Annotated in this window: 22 protein-coding genes; 15 read left to right on the top strand and 7 right to left on the bottom strand. The window is 68.8% G+C overall.

Translation table 11 applies throughout. The annotated features are described in order from the left end of the window. Positions 1-34: 34 nt before the first annotated feature. Both H0X95_RS16310 and H0X95_RS16305 read left to right on the top strand, forming a co-directional pair. Positions 35-955 carry a LysR family transcriptional regulator gene (locus H0X95_RS16310; protein ID WP_048985820.1) on the top strand — a complete coding sequence of 307 codons (921 nt, stop codon included), beginning with the start codon at positions 35-37 and terminating at the stop codon, positions 953-955. Positions 956-1,413: 458 nt separating this feature from the next. Beyond that, positions 1,414-3,519 carry a TonB-dependent siderophore receptor gene (locus H0X95_RS16305; protein ID WP_059723025.1) on the top strand — a complete coding sequence of 702 codons (2,106 nt, stop codon included), beginning with the start codon at positions 1,414-1,416 and terminating at the stop codon, positions 3,517-3,519. Positions 3,520-3,563: 44 nt separating this feature from the next. Here H0X95_RS16305 and H0X95_RS16300 read toward each other — a convergent pair whose 3' ends face one another. From H0X95_RS16300 to xylA, 5 genes are all read right to left on the bottom strand, one after another. Beyond that, on the bottom strand, positions 3,564-3,881 hold the full coding sequence (locus H0X95_RS16300) for a hypothetical protein (protein ID WP_006483278.1): 318 nt from the start codon (positions 3,879-3,881) through the stop codon (positions 3,564-3,566). 40 nt (positions 3,882-3,921) lie between these two features. After that, the gene (locus H0X95_RS16295) at positions 3,922-5,121 is read right to left on the bottom strand and encodes a sugar ABC transporter permease (RefSeq protein WP_059723026.1); all 1,200 of its coding nucleotides are present in this window, start codon (positions 5,119-5,121) and stop codon (positions 3,922-3,924) included. Beyond that, on the bottom strand, positions 5,118-6,677 hold the full coding sequence (gene xylG, locus H0X95_RS16290; protein WP_059723028.1) for a D-xylose ABC transporter ATP-binding protein: 1,560 nt from the start codon (positions 6,675-6,677) through the stop codon (positions 5,118-5,120). The genes H0X95_RS16295 and xylG overlap by 4 nt, the downstream gene beginning before the upstream one ends. A 63-nt stretch (positions 6,678-6,740) precedes the next feature. Then, positions 6,741-7,769, bottom strand: coding sequence for a D-xylose ABC transporter substrate-binding protein (gene xylF, locus H0X95_RS16285; RefSeq protein ID WP_006483304.1), 1,029 nt, complete (start codon positions 7,767-7,769; stop codon positions 6,741-6,743). A 126-nt stretch (positions 7,770-7,895) separates the two neighbouring features. Further along, positions 7,896-9,218: a xylose isomerase gene (gene xylA, locus H0X95_RS16280; RefSeq protein WP_006483287.1), complete on the bottom strand. Its 1,323-nt coding sequence runs from the start codon at positions 9,216-9,218 to the stop codon at positions 7,896-7,898. Between the two features lie 265 nt (positions 9,219-9,483). Between xylA and H0X95_RS16275 the strand changes: the two genes are divergently transcribed. The 8 genes from H0X95_RS16275 to H0X95_RS16240 all read left to right on the top strand — a co-directional run bounded on the left by H0X95_RS16275 (position 9,484) and on the right by H0X95_RS16240 (position 17,573). Further along, positions 9,484-10,677, top strand: a complete 1,194-nt coding sequence (locus H0X95_RS16275) for a XylR family transcriptional regulator (protein WP_006483281.1) — start codon at positions 9,484-9,486, stop codon at positions 10,675-10,677. 27 nt (positions 10,678-10,704) lie between these two features. After that, complete coding sequence (locus H0X95_RS16270) at positions 10,705-11,793, top strand: aldose epimerase family protein (RefSeq protein ID WP_034203488.1); 1,089 nt, start codon at positions 10,705-10,707, stop codon at positions 11,791-11,793. 231 nt (positions 11,794-12,024) lie between these two features. After that, on the top strand, positions 12,025-12,981 hold the full coding sequence (locus H0X95_RS16265; protein WP_058903924.1) for an AraC family transcriptional regulator: 957 nt from the start codon (positions 12,025-12,027) through the stop codon (positions 12,979-12,981). 124 nt (positions 12,982-13,105) lie between these two features. Further along, positions 13,106-13,672, top strand: a complete 567-nt coding sequence (locus H0X95_RS16260) for a carboxymuconolactone decarboxylase family protein (RefSeq protein ID WP_006489008.1) — start codon at positions 13,106-13,108, stop codon at positions 13,670-13,672. Beyond that, on the top strand, positions 13,645-14,760 hold the full coding sequence (locus tag H0X95_RS16255) for an acyl-CoA dehydrogenase family protein (RefSeq protein WP_058903923.1): 1,116 nt from the start codon (positions 13,645-13,647) through the stop codon (positions 14,758-14,760). The genes H0X95_RS16260 and H0X95_RS16255 overlap by 28 nt, the downstream gene beginning before the upstream one ends. Further along, on the top strand, positions 14,757-15,551 hold the full coding sequence (locus tag H0X95_RS16250; RefSeq protein WP_059723034.1) for an ABC transporter ATP-binding protein: 795 nt from the start codon (positions 14,757-14,759) through the stop codon (positions 15,549-15,551). The genes H0X95_RS16255 and H0X95_RS16250 overlap by 4 nt, the downstream gene beginning before the upstream one ends. Before the next feature lie 11 nt (positions 15,552-15,562). After that, a complete protein-coding gene (locus H0X95_RS16245) occupies positions 15,563-16,753 on the top strand; it encodes an ABC transporter substrate-binding protein (protein WP_059723037.1) in 1,191 nt (396 codons plus the stop codon). Continuing rightward, positions 16,746-17,573 carry an ABC transporter permease gene (locus H0X95_RS16240; protein WP_059723040.1) on the top strand — a complete coding sequence of 276 codons (828 nt, stop codon included), beginning with the start codon at positions 16,746-16,748 and terminating at the stop codon, positions 17,571-17,573. Before H0X95_RS16245 ends, H0X95_RS16240 begins: the two co-directional genes overlap by 8 nt. 3 nt (positions 17,574-17,576) lie before the next feature. On the opposite strand, the gene H0X95_RS16235 is transcribed toward H0X95_RS16240, so the two are convergent. Beyond that, positions 17,577-18,815 carry an SfnB family sulfur acquisition oxidoreductase gene (locus tag H0X95_RS16235; RefSeq protein ID WP_059723042.1) on the bottom strand — a complete coding sequence of 413 codons (1,239 nt, stop codon included), beginning with the start codon at positions 18,813-18,815 and terminating at the stop codon, positions 17,577-17,579. Positions 18,816-19,111: 296 nt separating this feature from the next. On the opposite strand from H0X95_RS16235, the gene H0X95_RS16230 reads away from it, so the two are divergent. Both H0X95_RS16230 and H0X95_RS16225 read left to right on the top strand, forming a co-directional pair. Then, a complete protein-coding gene (locus tag H0X95_RS16230) occupies positions 19,112-20,383 on the top strand; it encodes an acyl-CoA dehydrogenase family protein (RefSeq protein ID WP_012493722.1) in 1,272 nt (423 codons plus the stop codon). Beyond that, a complete protein-coding gene (locus H0X95_RS16225; protein WP_006483335.1) occupies positions 20,380-21,780 on the top strand; it encodes an LLM class flavin-dependent oxidoreductase in 1,401 nt (466 codons plus the stop codon). Before H0X95_RS16230 ends, H0X95_RS16225 begins: the two co-directional genes overlap by 4 nt. Before the next feature lie 129 nt (positions 21,781-21,909). Here H0X95_RS16225 and H0X95_RS16220 read toward each other — a convergent pair whose 3' ends face one another. Next, positions 21,910-23,337 carry an MFS transporter gene (locus H0X95_RS16220; RefSeq protein WP_059723045.1) on the bottom strand — a complete coding sequence of 476 codons (1,428 nt, stop codon included), beginning with the start codon at positions 23,335-23,337 and terminating at the stop codon, positions 21,910-21,912. 337 nt (positions 23,338-23,674) lie between these two features. Between H0X95_RS16220 and H0X95_RS16215 the strand changes: the two genes are divergently transcribed. Genes H0X95_RS16215 through H0X95_RS16205 form a run of 3 tightly spaced genes read left to right on the top strand, consistent with a single transcriptional unit; the run spans position 23,675 to position 26,345 of the window. Next, a complete protein-coding gene (locus H0X95_RS16215) occupies positions 23,675-24,667 on the top strand; it encodes an aliphatic sulfonate ABC transporter substrate-binding protein (protein WP_059723049.1) in 993 nt (330 codons plus the stop codon). Positions 24,668-24,678: 11 nt separating this feature from the next. Further along, positions 24,679-25,536: an ABC transporter permease gene (locus H0X95_RS16210; protein WP_059723118.1), complete on the top strand. Its 858-nt coding sequence runs from the start codon at positions 24,679-24,681 to the stop codon at positions 25,534-25,536. Continuing rightward, entirely contained in the window at positions 25,533-26,345 is an 813-nt protein-coding gene (locus H0X95_RS16205; protein WP_058903916.1) for an ABC transporter ATP-binding protein, read from the top strand. Before H0X95_RS16210 ends, H0X95_RS16205 begins: the two co-directional genes overlap by 4 nt. Position 26,346 lies beyond the last annotated feature (1 nt).

The following is a 26,346-nucleotide window of genomic DNA, read 5'->3' as shown; positions in this document are numbered from 1 at the left end:
CCGGCAATGCAATGGATACAATGACGTCATTGCAATGGACAATAATGTGCCGATGCCTGCCGATCTGCCCGACCTGAAGCTGCTGCAGCTTTTCGATCTCCTGTACGACGTGCGCAGCGTCACGCGCGTCGCCGAGCAACTCGGCCAGAGCCAGCCGACGGTCAGCATCTGGCTCGGGCATTTGCGGGAACACTTGCACGATCCGCTCTTCATCCGGACGCCCGGCGGCATGGCGCCGACGCCTCAGGCCGATGCGCTGATCGGGCCCTGCCGGGAAATCCTCGAATCGCTGCGGCGCTTCACCGCGTGGGAGATCGCGTTCGATCCGTCGACGGCCCAGCGACGCTTTCGCGTCTGCATGACCGACGCGAGCCACATCACGCTGCTGCCGCGGCTACTGGCCCATGTCAGGGCGCAGGCGCCCGGCGTCCGGCTGGAAGCCGCACGGATCGACGGCAATACGGAACGCGCGCTCGAATCGGGCGAGGCCGACCTCGCGATCGGCTATGTGCCCTGGCTCGGCGGCGGCATTTACCAGCAGAAGCTGTATGACCAGGACTGGATTTGTCTGGCCAATCGGCATCACCCGAGAATTCGCGGCCGGCTCGGCGCAAAGCAGTATCGTTCCGAAGGACATGTCGCGATCACGGCGGGAACCGGCGCGCAGCTGCTCGAACAGGCGCTGCGGCAGGCGCGCATCGAGCGGGACGTGGTGCTGGAATTGCCGGGCTTCCTGGGTCTGGGGGCGATCGTCCAGACGACCGACCTGATCACGACGCTTCCCCGCCATATCGGCGAGACGCTGGCCCACGCGAACGACCTGGCGGTTCATGCCTGCCCGATCCCGGTCGACGGATTCGCGGTACGGCAGCATTGGCATGCGCGATATCACCACGAGGCGGGCAACCGGTGGCTGCGCGGCCTCGTGACCGAGTTGTTCGGTGCGTCGCGTTGACCGGTAGCCATGGCGCGGGGGTGCCGGTACGCGTAAACGGGGTGGGCGACCCAAACGTCACCGCCCTCATCCCGACGTAGACGCAGAAATAGAGGGGCCGCGGCCCCAACGGCACGCGACCGTTGCGCAGAATATCGAGCACGCCGGCCATGCTCAGCCACGGCGCAGGCCCGCTCGGTCTCCAGGTCGCGCAGCCCCATCGCGTCCTGCACGGGCGCCACGATCCAGCCGGACGGCGGGAAGAAGTCGGCCGTCTCGAAACCGGACGCGGCTTCGCTCGCCCTCCCGCCCGTGGCCGTGCGGCCCGCCGTTTCGCTTCGTCCTCCCAATCTCAAAATTACGATTGCAAATGCCTCTCATTTGCATTAAATTGCCGCGCAAATGTACTGTTTGGAACACAGATGTCGGCGCGAGGCCGCCCGCCGTGCCCGAACGCGAAACACACTAAAAGGAGGAGTATGAGCAGGAGGAACTGGGCGGCCGCACCGATGGCCATCGTCGTCGGCACGACCGGCATGGGCAGCGCCGACGCGCAGGAGACGGCGCTACCCACCATCGAGATCTCCGCCCAACGCGCGACGGCGCCGTTTCGCACGCGCGAATCGACGAGCGCGACGCGCAGCGAGGCGGACGTGATGGAGATTCCGTTCGCGGTCAGCAGCGTCGACACGAAGCTGATCCAGACCGTGGCCGCCACGCGCGGCGACGATCTCTACGACTGGGTCGCAGGCGTCTCGCGCCAGAACAACTTCGGCGGCCTGTGGGACAACTACGCGGTGCGCGGCTTCGCCGGCGACGGCAACACGTCCGGCACCGACTACCTCGTCAACGGCTTTTCGTGGAATCGCGGCATGAGCGTGCCGCGCGACACCGTCAACCTCGAACGGATGGAAGTGCTCAAGGGGCCGGCGTCCGCGCTGTATGGCCGCGGCGATCCGGGCGGGATCATCAGCTATACGACCAAGCAGCCGCAGTTTGCCCGCGCGACCACCGTCGGCGTGTCGGCCGGCAGCTACGGCGCATTGCGGCAGACCCTCGATACGACCGGCCCCGTCACGCAATCGCTGGCGTACCGCTTCGTCGCGATGAACGAGAACAACGGCAGCTTTCGCGACACGGTGTCGAGCAAACGCTACCTGTTCTCGCCGTCGTTCACGTGGGACATCGGCGCGGACACGACGCTCCACTACGAGTTCGAGAGTGCGCGTCAGCGCGCGCCGCTCGATCGCGGCGTGCTCGCGGTCAACGGGCAACTGGGCGTGATCCCCGCGTCGCGCTTTCTCGGCGAGCCGCGCGACGGCGACTACGACGTGCGCAACACGGGCCACCAGTTCACGCTCGAGCATCGCATCGATTCACGCTGGTCGATCAATGCCGGCGTCGCGCAACGCAACACCGACCTGTCGGGGCGCTCGTCCGAGGCGTTCGCATTGCAGCCGGACGGCCGCACGCTGTGGCGCCGCTACCGGCAAGTCGCGTTTCACTCGAACGACCTGCAAGGCCGCCTCGAGACGGCCGGCTCGTTCCGCACCGGCGGCATCGGCCACACGCTCGTGATGGGCGTCGATGCGTATCGCTTCAACTACGATCAGTTCGTCACGCGTTCCACGCCGACCGCCGCCGCGCCGTATGCGATCGACATCTTCGATCCGGTCTACGGCCAGCCCGCGCCGACGCCGCGCACCGCGACCAACCTGCTCGAACGCGACGACGGCCAAGGCGTCTACGCGCAGGACACGCTCGCGTTCGGGCCTCACTGGAAAATCCTGGCCGGGCTGCGCTGGGATCGCTTCCACCAGTCGATCGACAACCGCCTGAAGGGCGTGACGACGAGCCAGCTCCAGACCGCGCTGAGCCCGCGTATCGGCGTCGTGTATGAAATGAGTCCCGCGTGGTCGCTGTATGCGAACACCGCGTATTCGTTCCGGCCGAACAACGGCGCCGACGTCGGCGGCCGCGCGTTCGATCCCGAAAAGGGCCACGGCTACGAAGCGGGCGCGAAATGGGCGGGCGCGCGCTGGCTCACGACCGTCTCGGCGTTCTACGTGACCAAGCGCAACGTCCTCACCGCCGATCCGGCGAATGCGGGCTTCTCGCGCGCGGCCGGCGAAGTGCGCAGCCGCGGCGTCGAATTCGAATGGAGCGGCGATCTCGGTCACGGCTTGCGCGGGCTCGCCAACCTCGCGTACGTCGACGCCGAGGTCACGCGCGATGCCGTGCTCACGCCCGGGGCGCGCCTCGTCGACGTTCCGCGGCTGAGCGGCAGCGCGCTGCTGATGTACGAAACCACGCTGCCGTTCGCGGACAAGGCCGGCGCCGGTGCCGGCGTGATCTACGTCGGGCGCCGCGCGGGCAACACGGCCAACACACAGGACGGCTTCGAGCTGCCGGCCTACGCGACCGTGCAGCTGAACGGCTATCTTCAGGTCAACAAGCACCTGCGCGCGTCGGTCGTGCTGAACAACCTGTTCAACCGCACGACCTACGTCAGTTCGTACAACAGCCTGTGGGTCACGCCGGGCGCGCCGCGCAGCCTGTTCGCGTCGCTCGCCTACTCGTTCTAGCGCCCGTTCGCGCTACCGCGCGAGCGCGGCGACTTGCGTCGCCGTCAGCGCGCCCCTGCGGAAAACGCAGCGGGCTCCGCCGCGCCGTCCCGCTCGATGCGCTCGACGATGCGCGCCAGCCGAATGATGTCGGTCAGCGCGAAATCGGCCGCATCGGGCCGGGATCGGCCGCACGCGTCGGCCATCCGCATCGCGAACGACAGCGCTTCGGACCGCTCGTGCAGCAGCGCGCGCAGTGCATCCGCGATCACCTGCCGGTCGCGCGGATCACCGAGGCCCAGCACCGGGCCGGCATCCGGCATCGCGCGCGGCCCGGCCGCCCGCACGGAAACATCCTGCACGCGCATCGTGTTTCGTTCCATGGCCTTCCTCGTTGTCGACTCGCGACCGACCAGCGGCCCGTCACCGCCGGTTCGAGCGCGACACCACGTCGATCCACACCGCCAGCACCAGCACCGCGCCCTTGACGATCATCTGCCAGTACGCGTCGACGTCCAGCATCGACATCCCGTTGTCGAGGCTCGCCATCACGAGCGCGCCGATCAGCGCGCCGTAGACGGTGCCCGATCCGCCGCGCATCGACGTGCCGCCGATGAAGCACGCGGCGATCGCGTCGAGCTCGCCCATCGTGCCGGCGGACGGCGACCCGGCCGCGAGCCGCGCCGTGTTGACGAGGCCGGCGAACGCGCACATCAGGCCCATCAGCGCGAAGATCGCGAGTTTCACGCGATCGGTGTCCACACCCGACAGCCGCGTCGCCTCCAGGTTCGACCCCACCGCATAGATGCGCCGGCCGAATACCGTCTGCGTCGCGATCCACGAGAACACGCCGAGCAGCGCGAGCAGCAGCAGCACGGGCACCGGAATACCGCCATAACGGTCGAGTGTAGCGACGAACGCGAACAGCACCGCCCCGGCGCCGACGATCTTCGCGACGTCCTGCCACAGCGGCGCGACCGCGAGCCGGTAGCGCCGCCGCGTGCCGCGCTGCCGCACCACCAGCAGCGTCGCGACCACGAACAGCAGGACCGCGAGGGCGTCCCCGGCGACGCGCGGCAGATAGCCCTGCCCGATGAACACGAAGCCGTCCGACACGGGCGCGATCGTCGAGCCGCCCGTCACGCCGAGCAGGATGCCGCGAAACGCGAGCATCCCGCCGAGCCCGACGATGAACGACGGCACGCGCCGATAGGTCGACCACCAGCCGTTGAAAAGCCCGATCAGCACGCCGAGCGCGAGCACGGCCGGGACCGTCGCCGCGACCGACCAGTGACGGTTGACGTCGAGGATCGCGGCGACGCCGCCGAGCAGCCCGAGCAGCGAGCCGACCGACAGGTCGATCTCGCCCGCGATGATGACGAACACCATGCCGCACGCGAGCATGCCGGTGATCGACATCTGCCGCAGCAGGTTCGATACGTTGCGCGGCGTGACGAACGCGCCGTCCGTCAGCACCGAGAAGAACGCCCAGATCGCGACGACCGCGAACAGCAGCGCAAGCACCTTGTAGCGCGTGAAGACATGGCGCAATGGCAGCCGCGGCGCGCGGCCGGCGCCTGCATCCGGCGTCGCCGGGGTCGAGGAAGAAAGTTCGGAATTCATATCGCGCTCGCTGCAGTGGGTTCGGCGGGCAGCCGCGCGGGCTTCAGCGCGGCGCCGAGGATCTGTTCCTGCGTGAGGCCCTGGTTGACGAAATCGCCGCGCAGCTCGCCCTCGCCGATCACCAGCACGCGATCGGCCAGGCCGAGCACCTCCGGCAATTCCGACGACACGACGATCAGCGCGACGCCGCGCCTGGCCAGCGCGAAGATCAGCCGGTAGATCTCCGCCTTCGCGCCCACGTCGACGCCGCGCGTCGGTTCGTCGAGGATCAGCACCTGCGGCTCGGTCAGCAGCATCTTCGCGAGCACCGCCTTCTGCTGGTTGCCGCCCGACAGGCTCGCGATCGACAGGAACGGGTGCGCTGCGCGCACCGACAGCCGCTGCATCTCGGTGCGGATCGTATCGAGCTCGGCGGCCGCGTCGATCCGCCCGCGCGCTGCGAAGCGCCGCAGCACCGCGAGCGTGATGTTGTGGCCGACGCCGAGCTGCGGCACGATGCCGTGGCGCTTGCGGTCCTCCGGCACCATCGCGATGCCGGCGCGGATCGCGTCGGCCGGCGAGCGGATCGACAGCGGCTTGCCGTTCATCGTCACGGTGGCCGTGCACGCGCCCGGATACGCGCCGAAGATCGCCTGCATCAGCTCGGTGCGCCCCGCGCCGACCAGCCCGGCGACGCCGACGATCTCGCCGCGCCGCACGCTGAACGACACGTCGTCGACCCGCTTGCGGCGCGCGTTCGTCACGTCGCGGCACGTCACGTGGCGCACGTCGAGCACGACGTCGCCGATCTCGTGCGGCTCGCGCGGATACAGGTCGCGGATCTCGCGGCCGACCATCATCGCGATGATCCGGTCGGTGGTCAGCGCGGCCATCGGCTCGGTCGCGACGTGGCGTCCGTCGCGGATCACGGTGACCGTGTCGCACACGGCCGCCACCTCGTCGAGCTTGTGCGAGATGTAGACGCACGCCACCCCACGGCGCTTCAGATCGCGCACGATGTCGAGCAGGATGCGCGTCTCCGACGCACTCAGCGACGACGACGGTTCGTCGAGGATCAGCAGCTTCGCGTGCTTGTTCAGCGCCTTCGCGATCTCGATCAGCTGCTGGTGGCCGCCGCCGTAGTTCATCACCGGCTGCGCGACGTTGATCGTGTCGATCCGCAGTTCGTGCAGCAACGCCTCGGCGCGCCGGACCATCGCCGCGAAGTGCATGCGCCCGCCCGGCAACGTGATCTCGTTGCCGAGGAAGATGTTCTCGGCGACCGACAGCTCGGGCACGAGCATCAGCTCCTGATGGATGATCGCGATGCCCGCCCGCTCGGTGTCGCGCACGCCGGCGGCCACGAGCGGCGCGCCTTCCCAGCGGATTTCGCCGTCCCACGTGCCGTGCGGATAGACGCCCGACAGCACCTTCATCAGCGTCGACTTGCCCGCGCCGTTCTCGCCGCACAGCCCGACGCATTCGCCGGGCCGCACGGTGAGGTCGATGCCGTCGAGCGCCTTCACGCCGTCGAATGCCTTGACGATGCCGCGCATCGTCAGCAAGGGTTCCGTCATTCGTTCATGCCTCGCAGGATGCGCGCGGGCGCGCTAGTGAAGCGCCGCCCGCGCGTCGCGCCGTTACTGGCTCGCCAGCTGGGCCTGGGTATAGAAGCCGTCCTTCACGACGACGTCGACGTTGCGCTTGGTCAGCAGCGTCGGCTGCAGCAGCACCGTATCGACCTTCTTCCTGCCGTTGTCGTATTGCGCGTTGAACGCGGGCTTCGCGCCCTTCGCGAGATCGACCGCGAGCTTCGCGGCTTCGCTCGCGATCAGCTTCAACGGCTTGTAGACGGTCATCGTCTGCGTGCCGGCGATCACGCGCTTGACCGCGGCCAGATCCGCGTCCTGCCCGGATACCGGCACCTTGCCGGCCAGATGCTGCGCGGCGAGCGCCTGGATCGCGCCGCCGGCCGTGCCGTCGTTCGACGCGACGATCGCATCGATCTTGTTGTTGTTCGCGGTCAGCGCATCCTCGACGATCCGCAGCGCGGTCGATGCGCTCCATTCGGGCACCCACTGCTGGCCGACGACCTTGATGTCGCCGCGGTCGATCGCCGGCTTCAGCACCTTCAGTTGTCCTTCGCGCAGCATCTTCGCGTTGTTGTCGGTCGGCGCGCCGCCCAGCAGGAAATAGTTGCCCTTCGGCTTCGCATCGAAGACGCCCTGCGCCTGCAGCTCGCCGACCTTCTCGTTGTCGAACGAGATGTACGCGTCGACGTCCGCATCGAGAATCAGGCGGTCGTACGACACGACCTTGATGCCGGCCTTCCGCGCCTCGGCGACGACGTTGCCGAGCGTCTTCGAGTTGAACGGCACGATCACGATCACGTCGACGCCGCGCGAGATCAGGTTCTCGATCTGCGAAATCTGCCGCGCCTCGCTCGCATCGGCGGACTGCACCGATACCTTCGCGCCGAGCTTCGTCGCGGCCGCGACGAAATAGTCGCGATCGCGCGACCAGCGCTCGACGCGCAGGTCGTCGATGCAAAAACCGATCTCGGGCTTGTCCTTGCTCGCATGGGCGAGCGGCGTGCCCAGCGCGAGGATCGCGAGCGCGGCGGCGCCGGCCAGCGAACTCAATACGGTACGACGCGTTACGGATTTCATGTCTCCAAACTCCTTGTTATGGAACCACCTCACGAACGCCGGGCGGCAGCCGACATGCGCCGCCCGCATCGAGTCACTGCAAAGCCCGGCAGCGCGACCGTTGCCGGCCACCTGCGCGGCATCGCGTCAGCGCAACCCGTAGATCGCCTGGTTCACGATGTTCTCGAGCCGCTCCTGCGCGCCGCTCGCATGTTGCGGGTCCACGCCGCGCGCGAGCGCGTCGGCCGCGAGCGACTCCAGCGTATAGCCGCCCGCCAGGATCTTGCGGCCGAACGCGTCGTCCCATTGCGCATAGCGCTGCCGGCGCAACGCATCGAGTCGGTCGTTCTCGACCAGCACCGCCGCGCGTTCGAGCGCGAGCGCGAGCACGTCGATCGCGCCGACGTGGCCGTAGAACAGGTCTTCCGGATCGATGCTCTGGCGGCGCACCTTCGCGTCGAAGTTCATCCCGCCGGTCGTGAAACCGCCGTGACGCAGGATCTCGTAGAACGCGAGCGTCAGTTCCTCGACGCTGTTCGGGAACTGGTCGGTGTCCCAGCCGTTCTGCGGGTCGCCGCGGTTCGCGTCGACGCTGCCGAACACGCCGAGCGCGAACGCGTTCGCGATCTCGTGATGGAACGAGTGACCGGCGAGCGTCGCGTGGTTCGCCTCGATGTTCACGCGAATCTCGTTCTGCAGTCCGTACTGCACGAGAAAGCCGTGCACGGTCGCGACGTCGTAGTCGTACTGGTGCTTGGTCGGCTCCTGCGGCTTCGGCTCGATCAGCAGCGCGCCCTTGAAGCCGATCCGGTGCTTGTGCTCGACGACCATCGACAGGAAGCGGGCGAACTGGTCGCGCTCGCGCTTCAGGTCGGTATTGAGCAGCGTCTCGTATCCTTCCCGCCCGCCCCACAGCACGTAGTTTTCGCCGCCGAGGCGATGGGTCGCGTCGAGTGCATGGCATACCTGGGTCGCGGCCCACGCGAACACGTCGGGGTTCGGGTTCGTCGCGGCGCCGGCCGCGAAGCGCGGATGCGAGAACAGGTTCGCGGTGCCCCACAGCAGCCGCACGCCGCTTGCCTGCTGGCGCTCGCCGAGATAGTCGACCATCCGCGCGAAGTTGGCCGCGTATTCGCGCAGGCTGTCGCCTTCCGGCGCGACGTCGGTGTCGTGGAACGTATAGAACGGCGTACCGAGCTTCGTGAAGAATTCGAACGCCGCATCCGCCTTCATCCGCGCCCGCTCGAGCGCATCGCCCGGCTGCTGCCACGGCCGCCGGAACGCGGCCTGCCCGAAGATGTCGTGACCGGGCCACACGAACGTGTGCCAGTAGCAGACCGCGATCCGCAGATGCTCGGCGAGCGTCTTGCCCAGCACGCGCTTGTCGGGGTCGTAATGGTGATACGCGAGCGGGTTGTCCGACTGCGGGCCTTCGTAGCGAATCGCGGGAATATGTTCGAAATACGACATGGCGTCTCCGTGCGGGTTCTTGTTGCAGCGCAACGCGCGTCGCGGCGACGCGCGCGGCCGAATTCGGTTGGCTGGATCGTGCCCGCGCGCCTGCCGGCCGGCAATTGCGAAATTGCGCAGCCCGCTTGATGTTTCTTGCCAGCGGCGCTCGTACGGTACGCATTCCGTCCTACAATCGCCGTCACCAGACCACCGCGCGCCGCCTCCGCGAGCGCGCCCCGGAGACAACGGCACGGCGCCCCCGACGCGCTCGCCCGACACCGAGATGACACGCGCCCCTTCCGCCCAGACACCGCACCGCATCGCGCTGCTGTTCAACGCGAACAAGGTCTACGACCGCGAGATCATCAGCGGCATCGGCCAGTACCTGCACACGACGCGCGTCGTGTGGGACCTGTTCCTCGAAGACGACTTCCGCTGCCGGCTCACCGGGATCGAGCGCTTCGACGGCGACGGCATCATCGCCGACTTCGACGACCCGGCCGTGGCCGACGCGCTCGCCGGCTCGCCGCTGCCGATCGTCGCGATCGGATCGTCGTACGAGGACCCGACGCAGTACCCGGACGGCGTCCCATATATTGCGACGGACAACCCGAAGCTCGTGTCGCTCGCGTACACGCACCTGATCGGCGCCGGGCTCGCGCATTTCGCGATGTACAGCCTGCCGGTCGCGCAGGAGAACCGCTGGGCGCAGCAGCGCGAGTTGGCGTTCGACCGGCTCGCGCGCGCGGACGGGCTCGACGCACCGATCTACCGCGGGCTGTCGACCAGCGCGTCGGGCTGGAATCACGCGATCGAGCAACTGATCGGCTGGCTGCATGCGCTGCCGAAGCCCGTCGGCGTGATCGCGGTGACCGATGCGCGCGCGCGGCACCTGCTGCAGGCGTGCCTGATCGCCGGCCTCGCGGTGCCGGAACAGGTCGCGATCATCGGCATCGACAACGATCCGCTCACGCGCACGCTGACGCGCATTCCGCTGTCGTCGGTGATCCAGGGCACCGAGGAAATGGGCCGCACCGCCGCGCACCTGCTGCACCGGATGCTGCGCGGCGCGCGCTTTCCCGGGCAGCGCATTCTCGTGCCGCCGGTCGGCATCAACGTGCTCGAATCGACGCGCCACCAGCCGCTGGCGAGCCCGCACGTGATGCGTGCGCGGCATTTCATCCGCCAGTACGCGTGCCAGGGGATCAAGACCGAACAGGTCGCCGACTATGTCGGCGTGTCGCGCTCGCTGCTCGAGGAGCACTTCCGGCGCGAACTGCAGCGCACCGTGCACCAGGAGATCCTGCGCCACAAGCTCGAAGCCGCGCAGGCGCTGCTTGCCGGCCGGCAGGCCAGCAGCGCCGAAGTCGCGATCCGTTGCGGGTTCACGTCGCTTCAGTACATGTATGCGGTGTTCAGGCGCGAACTCGGCTGCACGCCGCGCGAATATCAGGAACGCGCGGCCGCCACGCCCTGACGCCCGCCGCCCATCCGACCTCCACTCATGCATATCGATACCGATTCCTCCTACCTGACACGCGGCGTCGCACGCGTGCACGCCGAGCCGTGGGGCACGTTGCCCGACGGCGAGCCGGTGCGGCGCTATACGCTGCGCAACGCGCACGGGATGCGTGTCGTCGTCAGCGACCTCGGCGCGACCGTCGTGTCGTGGCTCGCGCCCGATCGCACGGGACGCTTCGCCGATATCGTGCTCGCGCACGACACGCCGGCCGAGTACGTCGAATCCGGCGTCTACCTCGGCGCGACGATCGGCCGATGGGCAAACCGGATCGCCGGCGCCCGCTTCACGCTCGACGGCGTCGACTACCTGCTCGACCGCAACGAGAACGGCAACCTGCTGCATGGCGGCGCGAACGGGTTTCATCGCGCGCGGTGGGACGTGATCGACGACGGCGGCGGCCTGACGCTGCGGCTCGATTCGCCGGAAGGCGATGCGGGATTCCCCGGCAACGTGAGCGTCCAGGTGCGCTACACGCTCGACGACGACGGCACGCTGACGATCGACTATGCGGGGTGGACCGATGCGCCGACGCCGCTGAACCTGACGAATCACAGCTACTTCAACCTGAACGGACGCGCGGGCAGCGACGTGCGCGGCCATCTGCTGCACATCGACGCCGACGCGTTCCTCGAAGTGGACGACGCGCTGATCCCGACCGGCACGGCCGACGTGACGGGCACGGCGTTCGATTTCCGGCACAGCGCGCCGCTCGGCGCGCGCCTCGACTGGCCGCATGCGCAACTCGCGCGGGCGCGCGGCTTCGATCATTGCTTCGTCGTCGGCAACGGCGCGCGCGAAGTCCGGCCCGTCGCACGCGTCTACGATCCGGAAAGCGGCCGCGAGTTGATCGTGTCGACCGATCAGCGCGGCCTGCAGCTCTATACGGGCAACTATCTCGACGGCGTGCGCGTGAGCGGCGGCACGCGGTGCGCACGCCACGCGGCGCTGTGCGTCGAGGCCGGCGGCTTTCCGGACCAGGTCAACATGGACGGCCTGCGCGACGACGTGATCGTTCGTCCGGGCACCGTCTATCGACAGACCACGCGGTATCGGGTCGGCGTTCACGCGTAGCGCGGGGCGGACGGCAGCGTCGCTTGGCGGGAACCGGCGCGAATGCCGACGCTTCGCCACGCGGCCCCGCTTGCTCGCGTCGGCTTTCCCCCTGCGGATTCACGCCGTCACGCGCACAGCCGGGGCAACGAGGCGATCGCTGAAACAGGAAAATGCTTTCTACGATTCGTTGGTTTGAGCGGCGCGGCGCAGCCCGTAGCATGGGCGCGTCACCCATCCTCCAGCATCGGAATGTCCGCGCAAACAGACAAGGTCGTCCATTGGCTGCTGTCCAGCCTGGAGCCGAGAAGCCAGCTTTTTCATGTCGGCCAGTATTGCGGCGACTGGCAGGCGTCCACCGCCGGCCGTGCGAAAGCGAGCTTCCACGTGATCCTGCACGGATCGGCGTGGCTGCATTTCGCCGACGGGCGCGACAGCATCCCGGTCACCGCCGGTGAAGCCGTCTTTCTGCTGCGCGACGTGCCGCACGGCTTGTCGCCGAGCCCGGTCGACCCGCAGGCCTGCGCGGTCGCGGGCGGCCGCCCGCTCGAGCGACGCGGGTCGATGCAACCGCTCGACCCGTCGGTCGACGGCAGCGTCGGGCTCGCCTGCGGCTTCATCGAATTCCGCTCCACCGTGTCGCGCGCGATCGTGTCGCTCTTTCCCGAGTACCTGATCGTGCGGCGCGGCGACGACGCCTATCGCGGTATCCACGGGCTGTTCGACCTGATTCGCGCCGAGGGCCGCCATGGCGTCGACGCGCCCTCCCCGCTGATCGACAAGCTGGTCGAACTGCTGTTGTTCTATGCGGTGCGGGATGCCGCGGGGCACGATACCGTGGCCAGCGGCCTCGCGTCGCTGATGCAGCGGACCGGTTTCGCCACGCTCGTCGCCGCGATCATCGATGCGCCCGCCGACGCGTGGACCACCGACTCGATGGCCGCATTCGCGAACATGTCGCGCACCGCGTTCTGCAAGCACTTCAGCGAAGCGTCCGGCCATCCGCCGATGCAGTTCGTCACGATGGTGCGGATGCGACTCGCGGCGGACCTGTTGCAGCAAGGCCTGCCGATTTCGCGTGCGGGTGAACTGGTCGGCTATCAGTCGGAATCGGCGTTCGCGCATGCGTTCAAGCGCACGATGGGCATGCAGCCCGGCGCATGGCGGCGCGGCGGCCCTGCGTCGCCATCGGCGGCGCGCCTGCACTAGCCGGAGACGGCGCGACGGCGGAACGCGCGGCGCGGGACGAACGCACAGGAATCGCGGATGTTCGCGCATTGTCCGGCGGGGGCGCCGCCTCGACAATGATCTCACTGCCCCTCCGGAGAATCCTGTGAGCCGCCTGCCCTTGCCCACCATCGAAACCGCCCCCGCGCCCAGCCAGCCATTCCTGGAAAAGTCGCAGCGCGCGAACGGTTTCCTGCCGAACCTCGTGCGCTCGCTCGCGAACGCGCCGGTCGCGCTCGAAACCTATCTGACCGTCGCGGAGATCAACAGCCGCGCGGGCCTCACGTTCGCCGAGCGCGAAGCCGTGCAGATCACCGCGGCCGCCGTCCACGGCTGTGCGTTCTGCGTGGCCGGACACACCGCGGCGGCGCTGAAAAAGGCCCACGTCGACCACGCCGACGTCGATGCATTGCGCGACGGCGAACCGGTCGCCGATCCGCGGCTCGACGCCGTCGCCGCATTCACGCGCGCCGTGATCGCGACGCGCGGCGGCGTGCCCGACGACGCGCTCGACGCGTTCCTGGCCGCCGGCTTCACCGAGGCGAACGCGCTCGAAGTGGTGCTGGGCGTGAGCCTCGCGACGCTGTGCAACTTCGCGAACAACCTGTCGCGCAACGAACTCAACCCCGAACTGGCGGCATACCGATGGGAACCCCGGACACAGGCCGCCTGACGGCGCCCGAACTCGACGCGTCGCTGGTCGACTGGCTCGACGCGAACGCCACGTCGCTCGACACGCGCGCCGCGCTGAAAGCGGAAGTCGTGCCGCGCCTCGCGGCGGCCGGACTGTTCCGGATCGGCGTGCCGGCGGGCCTCGGCGGCGCCGGCGGCACCACCGCGGACGCCATTGCCGGCATCGCCGCGGTGGCCGAGCATTCGCTGACCGCGGCATTCGTGCTGTGGGGCCAGCGCAGCTTCATCGAGTACCTGTTGCAAAGCCCGAACGCCGCACTGCGCGCGCGCTGGCTGCCGGCGCTGCTCGACGGCCGTTGCGCTGGCGCCAGCGGGCTGTCGAACGCGATGAAGTATCTGTGCGGCATCGAGTCGCTTCAGATCGACGCGACGCGGCACGCGGACAGCGCCGACGACTGGCGGCTGACGGGCAGGATGGCGTGGGTGACGAACCTGCGCGCCGAACGGTTCGTGGTGGCGGCAGCCGTCGCGTTCGACGATGGCCGCCCGTCCGCGATCGTCGCGATTCCGGATGACGCGCGCGGCCTGGCCCGCAGCACGGATCTCGACCTGATCGCGCTGCGCGGCAGCAACACCGCCGCGCTGCATCTCGACGCCGTGCCGAGCGACGCCGCCTGGCTGATCCATCCGGATGCGCAAACCTTCCTGCCCGCGGTACGACCGGCATTCCTCGGCTTGCAGTGCGGGCTGTCGATCGGGCTCGCGCGGCGCTCGCTGGCCGAAGCGCGGCGCGCGGCGGAGACGACGCGCGGCATTCTCGGCCCCGAAGTCGAATCGTGCGCGGCCGAACTGGCCGCCGCGTGCTCGCAGTTGTCGGCCGGCATCGCCGACGGCAGCCTGCGCCTGCATCCGAACCGCCTGTTCGAGCTGCGTATCGCGCTCGCGACGCTAGTGGCCACCGCCGTGAACCTCGAACTCGAGGCGAGCGGCGGGCGCGGCTATCTGCGCGATGCGGGGCTCGGCTTCGAGCGACGCTGGCGCGAAGCGGCGTTCATTCCGATCGTCACGCCGAGCGTGGTGCAGTTGAAGGCGCAACTCGCCGCGCAGGCGCGGAGCATCGCCGCATGACGCCCCCGCTGCTGGACGCCCGTCACCTGACGCTCGGCTACGGCGACGAGCCGCGCACGACCGTGCTTGCCGACGTGTCGCTGTCGGTCGGGCGCGGCGAAATCGTCGCGTTGATCGGCCCGAGCGGGACCGGCAAGTCGAGCCTGCTGCGCGCACTGGCCGGGCTCGAGCGGCCGCAATCCGGCACCGTATCCGTCGACGGCGCGCTGCTGCAGGGCCCGCACCCGAGGATCGCGATCGCGTTCCAGGACCCGTGCCTGCTGCCGTGGCTGTCGACCGAACGGAACGTCGCGTTCGGGCTTGCCTTCGCGCATCAGGAGCGCCTCACGCGCGATCAGCAACGCGAACGCGTCCGCTCGGCGCTGCGCGCGGTCGGGCTCGACGCCGCCGCGTCGCTGCGCCCGGCCCAGCTTTCCGGCGGGATGGCGCAGCGTGCGGCGCTGGCGCGCGCACTGGCGCGTCGGCCGCACGCGCTGCTGCTCGACGAACCGTTCTCGGCGCTCGACGAAGTCACGCGCGCGGCGATGCAGCAGCTGCTGGTGAACATCGTGTCGACGACGCGCTGCGCGACGGTGCTCGTGACCCACGACATCGACGAGGCGCTGCTGGTGGCCGATCGCATCGTGCTGCTCGGCACGCAAGGCCGCTTCATCGACGCGTGGCAGGTCGATTACCCGCATCCGCGCGACGCGTTCGTCAGCGAACTCGGCACGATGCGCATCGACATCCTGAAGGCGTTGCAGGCCGGCATGAAGCGCCCGCACGCGTCCGAACCCCATCCCTTGAACTGACCTCCCTATCCATGTGCCAGATTCCGATGTCGCGCCGCGAATGGCTGAAGCTCGCGGCCCTGTTCACCGCGACGGGTGCCGCCCCGTTGCTGTCGATGGCCAACGCGCACGCCGCGGCCGAGCCGGATGCGCCGGTTCGCATCGGCTATCTGCCGATCACCGACGCGGCCCCGCTGCTGGTCGCCCACAACAACGGCTATTTCGCGTCCGAAGGGCTGACGGTCGAGCAACCGAAGCTGCTGCGTAGCTGGGCGCAGCTCGTCGAGGCGTTCCTGTCCGGCCAGGTCAACGTCGTGCACCTGCTGTCGCCGATGACGCTGTGGGCGCGCTACGGCAGCCGCGCGCCGGCGAAGGTGGTGGCATGGAATCACGTGAACGGCTCCGGGCTGACGGTCGCGCCCGACATCGACTCGCTGCGCGATCTCGGCGGCAAGACCGTCGCGGTTCCGTTCTGGTACTCGATTCACAACGTCGTGCTGCAGGACATGCTGCGCGGGCAGGGGCTCGTCCCCGTGCTCAAGCGGCGCGGCACGCCCGCGGCGAACGAGGTCAACCTCGTCGTCATGGCGCCGTCGGACATGCTGCCCGCGCTCGCCGCGCGCCAGATCGCCGGATATATCGTCGCGGAGCCGTTCAACGCGACCGCGGAATTGATGAAGATCGGCAAGATCCTGCGTTTCACCGGCGATGTGTGGAAGAACCATGCGTGCTGCGTCGTGTTCATGCACGAGCAGGATCTGACGCAGCGCCCCGCGTGGTCGCAAAAGGTCGTCAACGCGATCGTGAAGGCGCAGCTGTGGGCGCGCTCGCATCCGCAGGAAACCGCGCAACTGCTGTCGAAGGACGGCACGCACCGCTATTCGCCGCACACGCTCGCATCGCTGGACCGCGTGCTGGTGCCGCCGGCGTCGCTGGCCGACACCTATCGGGCGAGCGGCGCGATCCGCCACGCCGACTGGCACGCGAAGCGGATCGACTTCCAGCCGTATCCGTTCCCGAGCTATACCGAGGCGCTGGTGCAGCGGCTGAAGCGGACGGTGGTCGACGGCGACAGCACATTCCTCGCGTCGCTCGATCCGGCGTTCGCGGCCCGCGACCTGGTCGACGACCGGTTCGTGCGCAAGAGCATCGACGCGGTCGGCGGGCTGACCGCGTTCGGTCAATCGGGCGGGTTCCGCCGCGAGGAGATCGTCGTTGTCTGATGCGCTTGCTACCCGCCGCTCGTCCGCACCCGGCACGCGCCGGACCGGCGGCGCCCGTTCCCCGGCACCTGCGGCCGCGGGCTGGCTCGGCGTGGCCGGGCTCGTGGCGACGGTCGCGGTCTGGTGGGCCGCGATCCATGCGTTGACCGAGCCTGGCTCGCTCGGCCGGCAGTTCGCGCCGGACAGCGCGTTCGCCAGCCTGCGCTCGCTATGCGCGGACGATCATCTGCTCGAACACGCGCTCGTCAGCCTGCGACGCATCGGCGTCGGGCTCGGCGCGGCGCTGCTGGCCGGCGTCCCGCTCGGCTTGTTGCTCGGCCGCGTGCAATGGGTCGAGCGGATGCTGTCGCCGACGTTCCAGTTCCTGCGCATGGTGTCGCCGTTGTCGTGGATGCCGCTTGCGGTCATGTCGTTCGGCATCGGCGACCGCGCGATCTACTTCCTGCTCGGGTTCGCCGCATTGTGGCCGGTGCTGATGAGCACGGCGGCCGGCGTCAAGCAGATCGACCGGCGCTGGCTGCAGCTCGGCGCAAGCCTCGCGGCCACCCGCCGCGAGCTGCTGGTCCATATCGTGCTGCCCGCGATCGCGGGGCCGCTGCTCAACGGCACCCGGCTCGCGATCGGCATCCTGTGGATCGTGCTGGTGCCGGCCGAGATGCTCGGCGTCAACGCGGGCCTCGGCTACCTGATCCTCGATACGCGCGACCGGCTCGCGTATGCGGAACTGACCGCGGTGATCGTCGTCATCGGCGCGCTGGGTTTCGCGCTCGACGGCATCGCGCGGGGGTTGACCCGCGCGCTGCTGGCGTCCGGGCGCTGACGTTCAATTCCACGCATGGCGCGCCGGGCGCGCGCCGTTCAGGTAGTAGTTGCCGACAAGGTGATATTTCCAGCGCACCGGGTCGTGCAGCGTATGCGTGCGCGCATTGCGCCAATGGCGGTCGAGGTTGTGCTCGGCGAGCGTCGCTTGCGTGCCGGCCAGCTCGAACAGCTTCTCGCCCGCGAGCAGCGCGACCTCGGTCGTCAGCACCTTCGCTTCGCCGACCGCCACCGACGCCCGCGCGACGTCGTCCTCGGTCACGTCGCCCTTGGCCGCGATCTCGTCGAGCGTGCGCGCCGCGCGTTCGAGCAACGCGTCGGCCGCATGCAGCTGGATGTGCAGCCGGCCGATTTCACGAATCGTCAGCGGATCGTCCGTGGCCCGCTCGACGCCGCTGTCGACCCACGGCCGCGTGCGGGTTCGCACGAACGCGAGCGTATCGTCGATCGCCGCCTTCGCGATGCCGGCGTCGATTGCCGCCTGGATGATCTGCGACAGCGGGCCGTTGAGCGTCGGCACGTCCGACACGCGCTGCGCGGGCAGCACGTGCGACGCCGGGATGCGCACCGCGTCGAGCACGACCGTGCCGCTCGCGGTCGTGCGCTGGCCGAAGCCCGACCAGTCGTCGATCACGGTCAGCCCGGGCGTCGGTTGCGGCACGTACGCGAGCCAGGCCTGCTGCGCGTCGTCGAGCCCGAGCACCGGCACGTAATGCGCGAACAGCGCGCCGGTCGAGTAGAACTTCGTGCCGTCGACGACGTAGTCGTCGCCGTCGCGGCGCACGCGCGTCTTCAGGTCGAGCACGTGCTTCGTGCCCTTCTCCGAGAACCCGTTGCCGAACCGCTTGCCGCTCAGCACTTCGGCGAAGAAATGCCGCTTCTGCGCGTCGGTGCCGACGAGCGTGATCACGTCGATCAACCCGAAATGATTCTGCGGAAGCTGCCCGAGCGACGCATCGGCCGCGGCGACGATCTTGATCACCTCGGTGAGCGTCACGTGCGAGACGCCTGCGCCGCCGTATGCCTTCGGCACCGTGATCGCCCACAGCCCCGACTGCGAGAACCATTCGATTTCCTCGCGCGGCAGGCGGCGGTCGCGATCGCGCTCGGCGGCGCCTTGCGCGAGGCGTTGCGCCAGCGCATGCGCGGCCGCGATCGCTTCAGCGTCGTCGGCGATCACGCGGGCCACCTGCGGGTGTGCATCGGCCGGCCGCTCCTGAATCGTCGCGCTCGTGTCTGACATCGGGCTCTCCTGTCGAATGGCGAAAGCATTCAATCTAGCAGCGCCGCGCGGGCCGGAAAACCGAGCGATTCTCGGAACGATATTCCTTGGGAGAACAAACGACGTCGCGCCTGACGCAGGTGGAACGGCGTTTTGACGTCGCAACGGATGCATGAACGTCGATGCGTCCCCGCGTGGTTGCGGTCGCAGTCGCGGTAATACGCAGCGACGATAACGATCCGAGAATCCGTTATTGGAACGCCCGCTTCGCGCTTCCTATACTGGGCTCCCGGCGCACGCCCTTCGAGGAAACCCGCATGACTTCGTCGCACGCAGCCCCCGACCTTTCCACCGGTACCGATTACGATGCGCTCGCGAGCCGGTTCCGGCCGATCTTCGAGCGTATCGCCGCCGGCACCGCCGAACGCGAACGCCGCCGCGAACTGCCGCACGAGGCGATCGGCTGGCTGAAATCGGCGGGCTTCGGCGCGATACGGCTGCCGGCGAGCGCGGGCGGCGCCGGCGCGTCGCTGCCGCAGTTGTTCCGGCTGCTGACCGAGCTGGCCGCCGCCGATTCCAATTTGCCGCAGGCGTTGCGCGGACATTTCGCGTTCGTCGAGGACTGGCTGAACGCACCGGACGGCCCGCAACGCACGACCTGGTTCGACCGCTTCGCGAGCGGCCAGCTGGTCGGCAATGCATGGTCGGAAGCCGGCGACGTGCCGCTCGGCCAGACCGTCACGAAGGTATCGGAGCAAAACGGCCGGCTCGTGCTGAACGGCCGCAAGTTCTACAGCACCGGCAGCCTGTTCGCCGACTGGATCGACGTGTTCGCGCAGCGCGCGCACGACGGCAGCGACGTGATCGTCGCCGTCGCGACCGCGCAGCCGGGCGTGATCCGCGAGGACGACTGGGACGGTTTCGGCCAGACGACCACCGGCAGCGGTACGACGCGTTTCGAGGACGCGGCGGTCGATGCGGACAACGTGATCGATTTCGCGCGCCGCTTCAAGTACCAGACCGCGTTCTATCAGTTGTTCCACGTCGCGACGCTGGCCGGCATCGGCCATGCGATCGTGCGCGACGCGGGCGAACTCGTGCGCAACCGCACACGGGTGTACAGCCACGGCAATGCGCCGCGCGCGGGTGACGACGCGCAGCTGCAGCAGGTGATCGGCGAGATCGCGTCATGGGCCTACGCGGCCGATGCGCTCGCGCTGCGCGCCGCGCAGCCGCTTCAGCACGCGTACGAAGCGCGCTTCGGCGGCGACGAAGCGGCCGAGCAGGCCGCGAACGTCGCGGCCGAAATCGAATCCGCGCAGAGCCAGCTCGTCGTGTCCGAACTCGTGCTGCGCGCGGCGACGCGCCTGTTCGACGCGCTCGGCGCGTCGGCGACCCGCAGCACGACCGCGCTCGATCGCCACTGGCGCAACGCGCGCACGGTGTCGTCGCACAATCCGCTCGTCTACAAGGCGCGCATCGTCGGCGACTGGATCATCAACGGCCGCACGCCGCCGTTCGTGTGGCGCGTCGGCAACGGTGCGGACGCCCATGCGGGCGCCAGCGCGGAAACGGGGGCCGCGCAATGAGCAAGACCATCCGCTTCAATGCGTTCGAGATGAACTGCGTGGGCCACCAGTCGCCCGGCCTGTGGGCGCATCCGCGCGACCGCTCGTGGCAGTACAAGGATCTCGACTACTGGACCGACCTCGCCCGCGTGCTCGAACGCGGGATCTTCGACGCGATCTTCATCGCGGACGTGATCGGCTACTACGACGTGTACAAAGGCAGCAACTATCACGCGCTGCACCAGGCCGCGCAGATTCCGGTCAACGATCCGCTGCAGCTCGCCGCGCCGATCGCGATGGCGACCGAGCATCTCGGCATCGGCATCACCGCGTCGACGACGTTCGAGCATCCGTACACGTTCGCGCGCCGGCTGTCGACCGCCGACCACCACACGAAGGGCCGGCTCGCGTGGAATATCGTCACGTCGTACCTGGAGAGCGGCGCGAAGAACGTCGGCGATCACGGGCTGCGCACGCACGACGACCGCTACGCGGTCGCGGCCGAGTACGTCGAAGTGCTGTACAAGCTGTTCGAAGGCAGCTGGGAAGATGGCGCGGTGGTGCGCGATCGCGACGGCCGCGTGTTCACGCATCCGGAGAAAGTGCATGAGATCGGCCACAAGGGCCGCTTCTTCGACGTGCCCGGCTATCACCTGTGCGAGCCGTCGCCGCAGCGCACGCCGGTGCTGTTCCAGGCCGGCGCGTCGGGCCCCGGCAAGGCGTTCGCCGCGCAGCACGCCGAATGCGTGTTCGTCGCCGCGCCGACCCGCGACCAGCTTGCGCGCTATGTGGCCGACGTACGTGCGCAGGCCGCGGCCGCCGGGCGCGACCCGGCGAAGGTGCTGATCTACAACCTCGTCACGGTGATCGTCGACGAGACCGACGAGAAGGCGCAAGCGAAGTTCGACGAGTATCGGCGCTACGTGTCGTACGACGGCTCGCTGGTGTTCATGTCCGGCTGGACCGGCATCGACTTCGGCCAGTACGCGCCGACCGATCCGGTCAGGCGCGTCGAAACGAATGCGATCGTGTCGGCGGTCGAGCACCTGTCGGGCGGCGACACCGCGTGGACGATCGAGGCGCTGGCGGCCTGGGGCGGCATCGGCGGGATGGGCCCGGTGTTCGTCGGGTCGGCGTCGACCGTCGCGGACATCCTGCAGGAATGGGTGGCCGCGACCGACGTGGACGGTTTCAATCTCGCGTATGCGGTCGCGCATGAAACCTTCGAGGACGTCGTGCGCCATCTCGTGCCCGAGTTGCAGCGGCGCGGCGTGTATCCGACCGCGTATGCGCCGGGCACGCTGCGCGAAAAACTCTTCGGCGGATCGGCGCGGCTGCCGGACGAGCATCCGGCCGCGCAGTTTCGCGATATCGAACAGGTCAAGCGCGCGGCCGAGCGGGAAGCGGTGAGCGCGTAGCGTTGGGCGACGTCGAAGCCGGTCTGTCCGCATTCACGCGGCGGCCGGCTTCAGTACAAACGGCTTCGTGCAGTCTGACGAAGCCGTTTGTATTTGCCGGGGGACAACGAGCGCCCCCAGGGTCGATGGTTACGCCACGCTTTCGTCGTCGACGTCGTTCGCCGTCGGCTCATAACGAATGATCAGCAGGAACACGATCGGCGTGACCGCGCTGATCGCGACGACCCAAAACATGTCGGTGCCGAGACGCGCCTGCAGGATCGGCAGCACGAACAGCGCGAGTGCCTGGCCGATGCCGCACAGCGACCGCCCGAAGCCGACGCCGGTGCCGCGGATCGCGGCCGGATACGACAGCGTCGGATAGATCATCATCTGCGCGCCCGGCCCGAAACCTTCGGCGAACAGCCAGGTGCCGAGCATCAGCAGCACGACGCCGACCGCCAATGCGCCGTGCGGATGCCCCGCCAGCGCCAGCGCGACGAGCGCGACCGTTTGCAGCGCAAACCCCGCGATCGCGACATGACGCGACGGATAGCGATACGCGAGTCGCATACCGAGCAAGCCGCCTGTGAACGCGAACAGCACGTTCAATGCGAGCGACGCCGCGATCGTCTCGAATACGCCCGCGCCGAGGAATTGCGACAGGATCGACGGCAGGAAGAACGCGATCGCCGTGTATTCGAACGGGATGCACAGGTTCATCACGCTGGCGACGATCGTGCGCCCCAGATACGGACGCTGGAACAGCACGCGAATCCGCACCGGCGGCGGGCTCGGCTCGCGTCCCGCATCGTCCGCTTCGTGCGCGTGAATGCCGTACGATTCGCGCAGGATGCGCGCGGCATTGGCCAGGTCGCCCTGATTCGCGGCCCACAGCGGCGACTCGTTCATGAAGCGGTTGCGGAACAGGATGATGACGAGCGCCGGCACCGCGCCGAAGATCAGCGACGCGCGCCACAGCCAGCCCGCATGCTCGGCCGGCAGCAGGAAATACAGCCCGAAGATCAGCAGGAAGCACACCGACGACGCGACGTACCACATCGGGCACCACGCAGCGAGCCGCGACGCCTTGTTGCCGCGGCCGTTGAACTTCGAGAATTCGGCGAGGAACGCCATCGCGACGGGCAGGTCGATGCCGACGCCGAGCCCCATCACGAAGCGCGCGGCGATCAGCACCCAGACATTCGGCGCGAGCCCGGCCGCGATCGCCGCGACCACGAAGAACAGCATGTCGGCCATGAACACCTGATAGCGGCCGATCCGGTCCGTCAGCCAGCCGCCGACCAGGCTGCCGAAGATCGTGCCGATCATGATCGCCGACCCGACCAGCCCGGTCAGCGCGGGCGTCAGGCCGAATTCGCGCGCCACGTCGTCGATGCCGTACGACAGCGTCGTCAGGTCGTACGCATCGAGAAACACGCCGCCGAGCGCCAGCAGCACGATCATCCGTGCGTGGCTCACCGAACTGTCCACCGTATTGATCAGGCGCGCGACGTCGCTCGCCGAGCGGATGGGGGAAGAAACCGGCGTGACTGAGCCTAGATCGATCGAACTCATCGGATTCCTTAGTTTGATGCCGAATGCACGGCAAGGTGATCGTAAAGCCGGGGAACCGGGCAGGCGCCTTCGCGACCGTCGCGGCGTCGAGCGCATGCGGCCCCGCTGCAGCCGGGTTCCGGCAACGGAAATTCTGTTCCCTCGATCCGGCAATCCCAAGCGATATAAACCGATAAATTAATCGGCGTGCGTCATAAAGTTGCGCGGCAGAGGCGCTTAGCAGCAGCGTGCATGTGCAATCGCGGATTTCTTCGTTAACGGAACGCCTGCGCTTCGTTACAGTAGCCCACTACCCTGCCTGTTCGCGGCGCGTTGCCGCTCTTCCGGAGAATTCCCGATGAAGTCGTTCTGGTCCCGCGTGTGGCAATCCGCGGCCGTCGTCGTTGCCGCGCTTGCCGGCCTCGCGTCGATACACGCGCAGGCGGCGACGCCCGCTGAAATCCGCGTCGACTACGCGTACTACTCGCCCGAGAGTCTCGTGATCCGCCACTTCGGCTGGCTCGACGACGAATTCAAGGCCGACGGTACGTCGATTCGCTGGGTGCTGAGCCTCGGCAGCAATCGCGCGCTCGAATACCTGAACAGCGGCGCGGTCGATTTCGGCTCGGCCGCGGGGCTGGCGTCGGTGCTCGCGCGCGCGAACGGCAACCCGATCCACACGGTCTACGTGTTCTCGCGCCCCGAATGGACGGCGCTGGTGGTGCGCAAGGATTCGCCGATCCGTTCGCTCGCCGACCTCAAAGGCAAGAAGATCGCCGCGACGCGCGGCACCGATCCGTTCCTGTTCACGCTGCGCGCGCTGCACACGGTCGGCCTGACCCGCGACGACGTCGAGATCGTCAACTTGCAGCATCCGGACGGCCGCACCGCGCTCGCGAACGGCCAGGTCGATGCGTGGGCCGGGCTCGATCCGCACATGGCCGCCGCGCAGCTCGACGACGGCGCGCGCCTGCTGTACCGCAACGTCGCATTCAATACGTACGGCTTCCTGAACGTGCGCGATGCGTTCGCCAGCCAGTATCCGCAGGCGGTCGCGCGCGTGCTGAAGGTCTACGACCGTGCGCGCCAGTGGATCGGCGCGCATCCGGCCGAAACCGCGCAGATCGTCGCCGACGAATCGAAGGTGTCGCTGCCGGTCGCGAAGCTGCAACTTCAGCGCAACGACTTCAGCGACCCGGTGCCGGGCGACACGCAGCGCGCGGCGCTGAAGGCCGCCGCGCCGGTGCTGACGGCCGAGCAATTGACCAAGCCGGGCGTCGATCCGGCGAAGATCGTCGATACGCTGCTCGATCCGTCGTTCGCGCGCCCGATCGTCGCGGCGTCGCACTGAGCGTGACGCCGATGACGGACACCACCGCGCGCGGCGACGCGCGCGCGTCCCGCCAACCCGCTTCGCCGCCGCGTGCGGCCCGACGTGACCCGCTGCGCGCGTGGCGAGTCGCGGGCCTCGCGCTGCCGTTCGCGGCGCTCGTGCTGCTGGAGTTCGTGGTGCGGCGCGGCTGGCTGCCCGAACATCTCGTGCCGGCGCCGAGCGAGATTCTCGATACGCTCGCGCGAATGGGCGTCACGCGGGTTGCGCGTCACGTCGGCGCGAGCACGCTGCGCGTCGCGGCCGGCTTTGCGGCGGGCGCCGGCCTCGCGCTCGTCGTCGGCGCGGCGATGGGCCTGAGCCGCCGAGTCGATGCGCTGTTCGAACCGACGTTCCAGGCGTTGCGCGCGATTCCGTCGCTTGCGTGGGTGCCGGTGCTGCTGCTGTGGCTCGGCATCGACGAAGCGCCGAAGATCACGCTGATCGCGATCGGCGCGTTCTTTCCCGTTCATCTCGCGGTGGTCGCCGGCATTCGCGACGTCGACCGCAAGCTCGTCGAGCTCGGCGCGGTGTACCGGCTCGGCCCGCTCGCGCTGTTCCGCCGGATCCTGCTGCCCGCCGCGCTGCCGCAGATCGTCACCGGCCTGCGGACCGGCCTCAGCCTCGCGTGGATGTTCATGGTCGCCGCGGAGTTGATCGCGGCCACGCGCGGCCTCGGCTTCCTGCTGAGCGACGGCCGCGAAACCGGACGCCCCGATCTCGTGTTCGGCGCGATCCTGCTGCTCGCGTTGCTCGGCAAGCTGACCGACGGCGCGATGCGTCGCATCGAGTCGCGCTGGCTCGGCTGGCGCGATGCGTTCGACGGCGCGGCGCGCCAGGGCGGCAAATGAGCGCCTCCCCTTCCGTCCGCCCGGCCGCCGGCATCGCCGCGCCGCTGCTCGACCTGCGGATCGCCCGCAAGCTGTATGGCGATCGCACGATCCTGGCCGACATCGCGTTGCAGGTCGCGCGAGGCGAAATCGTCTGCGTGGTCGGCCCGAGCGGGTGCGGCAAGAGCACGCTGCTGCGGATCGTCGCGGGCCTCGACCCGGACTTCCGCGGCAGCGTGACGCTCGATGGCAGCGCGCTGGCCGGGCCGTCCGCGCGCGTCGGCGTGATCTTTCAGGAGCCGCGGCTGCTGCCGTGGCTGTCGATCGCGGACAACGTCGGTTTCGCGTCCGGCGCGCGGGGCGGACGCGATCCGAGCGTCGCGCGGTTGCTCGACGAGGTCGGCCTGGCCGGCGTCGCGCGGCAGCTGCCGGCGACGCTGTCGGGCGGCATGGCGCAGCGAGCCGCGATCGCGCGCGGGCTGTTCGGCGAGCCGGATCTGCTGCTGCTCGACGAGCCGTTCAGCGCGGTCGACGCGATCACGCGGATGCGCTTGCAGACGCTGCTGCTCGAGGTCGTCCATCGGCACCGGATGGCCGCGATCGTCGTCACGCACGATCTCGACGAGGCGCTGTATCTCGGCGATCGCGTGCTGGTGCTCGCGCCGAACCCGGGCCGCGTCGACGATGAACTCCACGTCGACGTCGCACGGCCGCGCGATCGGCGCGATCCGTCGCTGGCCGCGCAGCGCGCGCGGCTGATCGATGCGTTCCAGCGCTTTCACGATCGTGAGGCACGCGACACCACTGGCATCCCGGTCACGCCGGCGTGAC

The organism is Burkholderia sp. 9779_493 (assembly GCF_015712215.1).
Taxonomy (GTDB): Bacteria; Pseudomonadota; Gammaproteobacteria; order Burkholderiales; family Burkholderiaceae; genus Burkholderia; species Burkholderia cenocepacia.
The sequence above is the reverse complement of the archived record's forward strand: the minus strand, read 5'-3'. Positions and strand labels throughout refer to the sequence as shown.

Coding starts and splice junctions, on each gene's coding strand:
- H0X95_RS16245 (WP_059723037.1), top strand. CDS start 15,563: ATGTGCCAGATTCCGATGTCGCGCCGCGAATGGCTGAAGCTCGCGGCC.
- xylA (WP_006483287.1), bottom strand. CDS start 9,218: ATGTCGTATTTCGAACATATTCCCGCGATTCGCTACGAAGGCCCGCAG.
- H0X95_RS16305 (WP_059723025.1), top strand. CDS start 1,414: ATGAGCAGGAGGAACTGGGCGGCCGCACCGATGGCCATCGTCGTCGGC.
- H0X95_RS16235 (WP_059723042.1), bottom strand. CDS start 18,815: ATGTCAGACACGAGCGCGACGATTCAGGAGCGGCCGGCCGATGCACAC.
- H0X95_RS16225 (WP_006483335.1), top strand. CDS start 20,380: ATGAGCAAGACCATCCGCTTCAATGCGTTCGAGATGAACTGCGTGGGC.
- H0X95_RS16270 (WP_034203488.1), top strand. CDS start 10,705: ATGCATATCGATACCGATTCCTCCTACCTGACACGCGGCGTCGCACGC.
- H0X95_RS16275 (WP_006483281.1), top strand. CDS start 9,484: ATGACACGCGCCCCTTCCGCCCAGACACCGCACCGCATCGCGCTGCTG.
- H0X95_RS16310 (WP_048985820.1), top strand. CDS start 35: ATGGACAATAATGTGCCGATGCCTGCCGATCTGCCCGACCTGAAGCTG.
- H0X95_RS16215 (WP_059723049.1), top strand. CDS start 23,675: ATGAAGTCGTTCTGGTCCCGCGTGTGGCAATCCGCGGCCGTCGTCGTT.
- H0X95_RS16210 (WP_059723118.1), top strand. CDS start 24,679: ATGACGGACACCACCGCGCGCGGCGACGCGCGCGCGTCCCGCCAACCC.
- H0X95_RS16300 (WP_006483278.1), bottom strand. CDS start 3,881: ATGGAACGAAACACGATGCGCGTGCAGGATGTTTCCGTGCGGGCGGCC.
- H0X95_RS16250 (WP_059723034.1), top strand. CDS start 14,757: ATGACGCCCCCGCTGCTGGACGCCCGTCACCTGACGCTCGGCTACGGC.
- H0X95_RS16205 (WP_058903916.1), top strand. CDS start 25,533: ATGAGCGCCTCCCCTTCCGTCCGCCCGGCCGCCGGCATCGCCGCGCCG.
- xylF (WP_006483304.1), bottom strand. CDS start 7,769: ATGAAATCCGTAACGCGTCGTACCGTATTGAGTTCGCTGGCCGGCGCC.
- H0X95_RS16265 (WP_058903924.1), top strand. CDS start 12,025: ATGTCCGCGCAAACAGACAAGGTCGTCCATTGGCTGCTGTCCAGCCTG.
- H0X95_RS16230 (WP_012493722.1), top strand. CDS start 19,112: ATGACTTCGTCGCACGCAGCCCCCGACCTTTCCACCGGTACCGATTAC.
- H0X95_RS16295 (WP_059723026.1), bottom strand. CDS start 5,121: ATGAATTCCGAACTTTCTTCCTCGACCCCGGCGACGCCGGATGCAGGC.
- xylG (WP_059723028.1), bottom strand. CDS start 6,677: ATGACGGAACCCTTGCTGACGATGCGCGGCATCGTCAAGGCATTCGAC.
- H0X95_RS16255 (WP_058903923.1), top strand. CDS start 13,645: ATGGGAACCCCGGACACAGGCCGCCTGACGGCGCCCGAACTCGACGCG.
- H0X95_RS16220 (WP_059723045.1), bottom strand. CDS start 23,337: ATGAGTTCGATCGATCTAGGCTCAGTCACGCCGGTTTCTTCCCCCATC.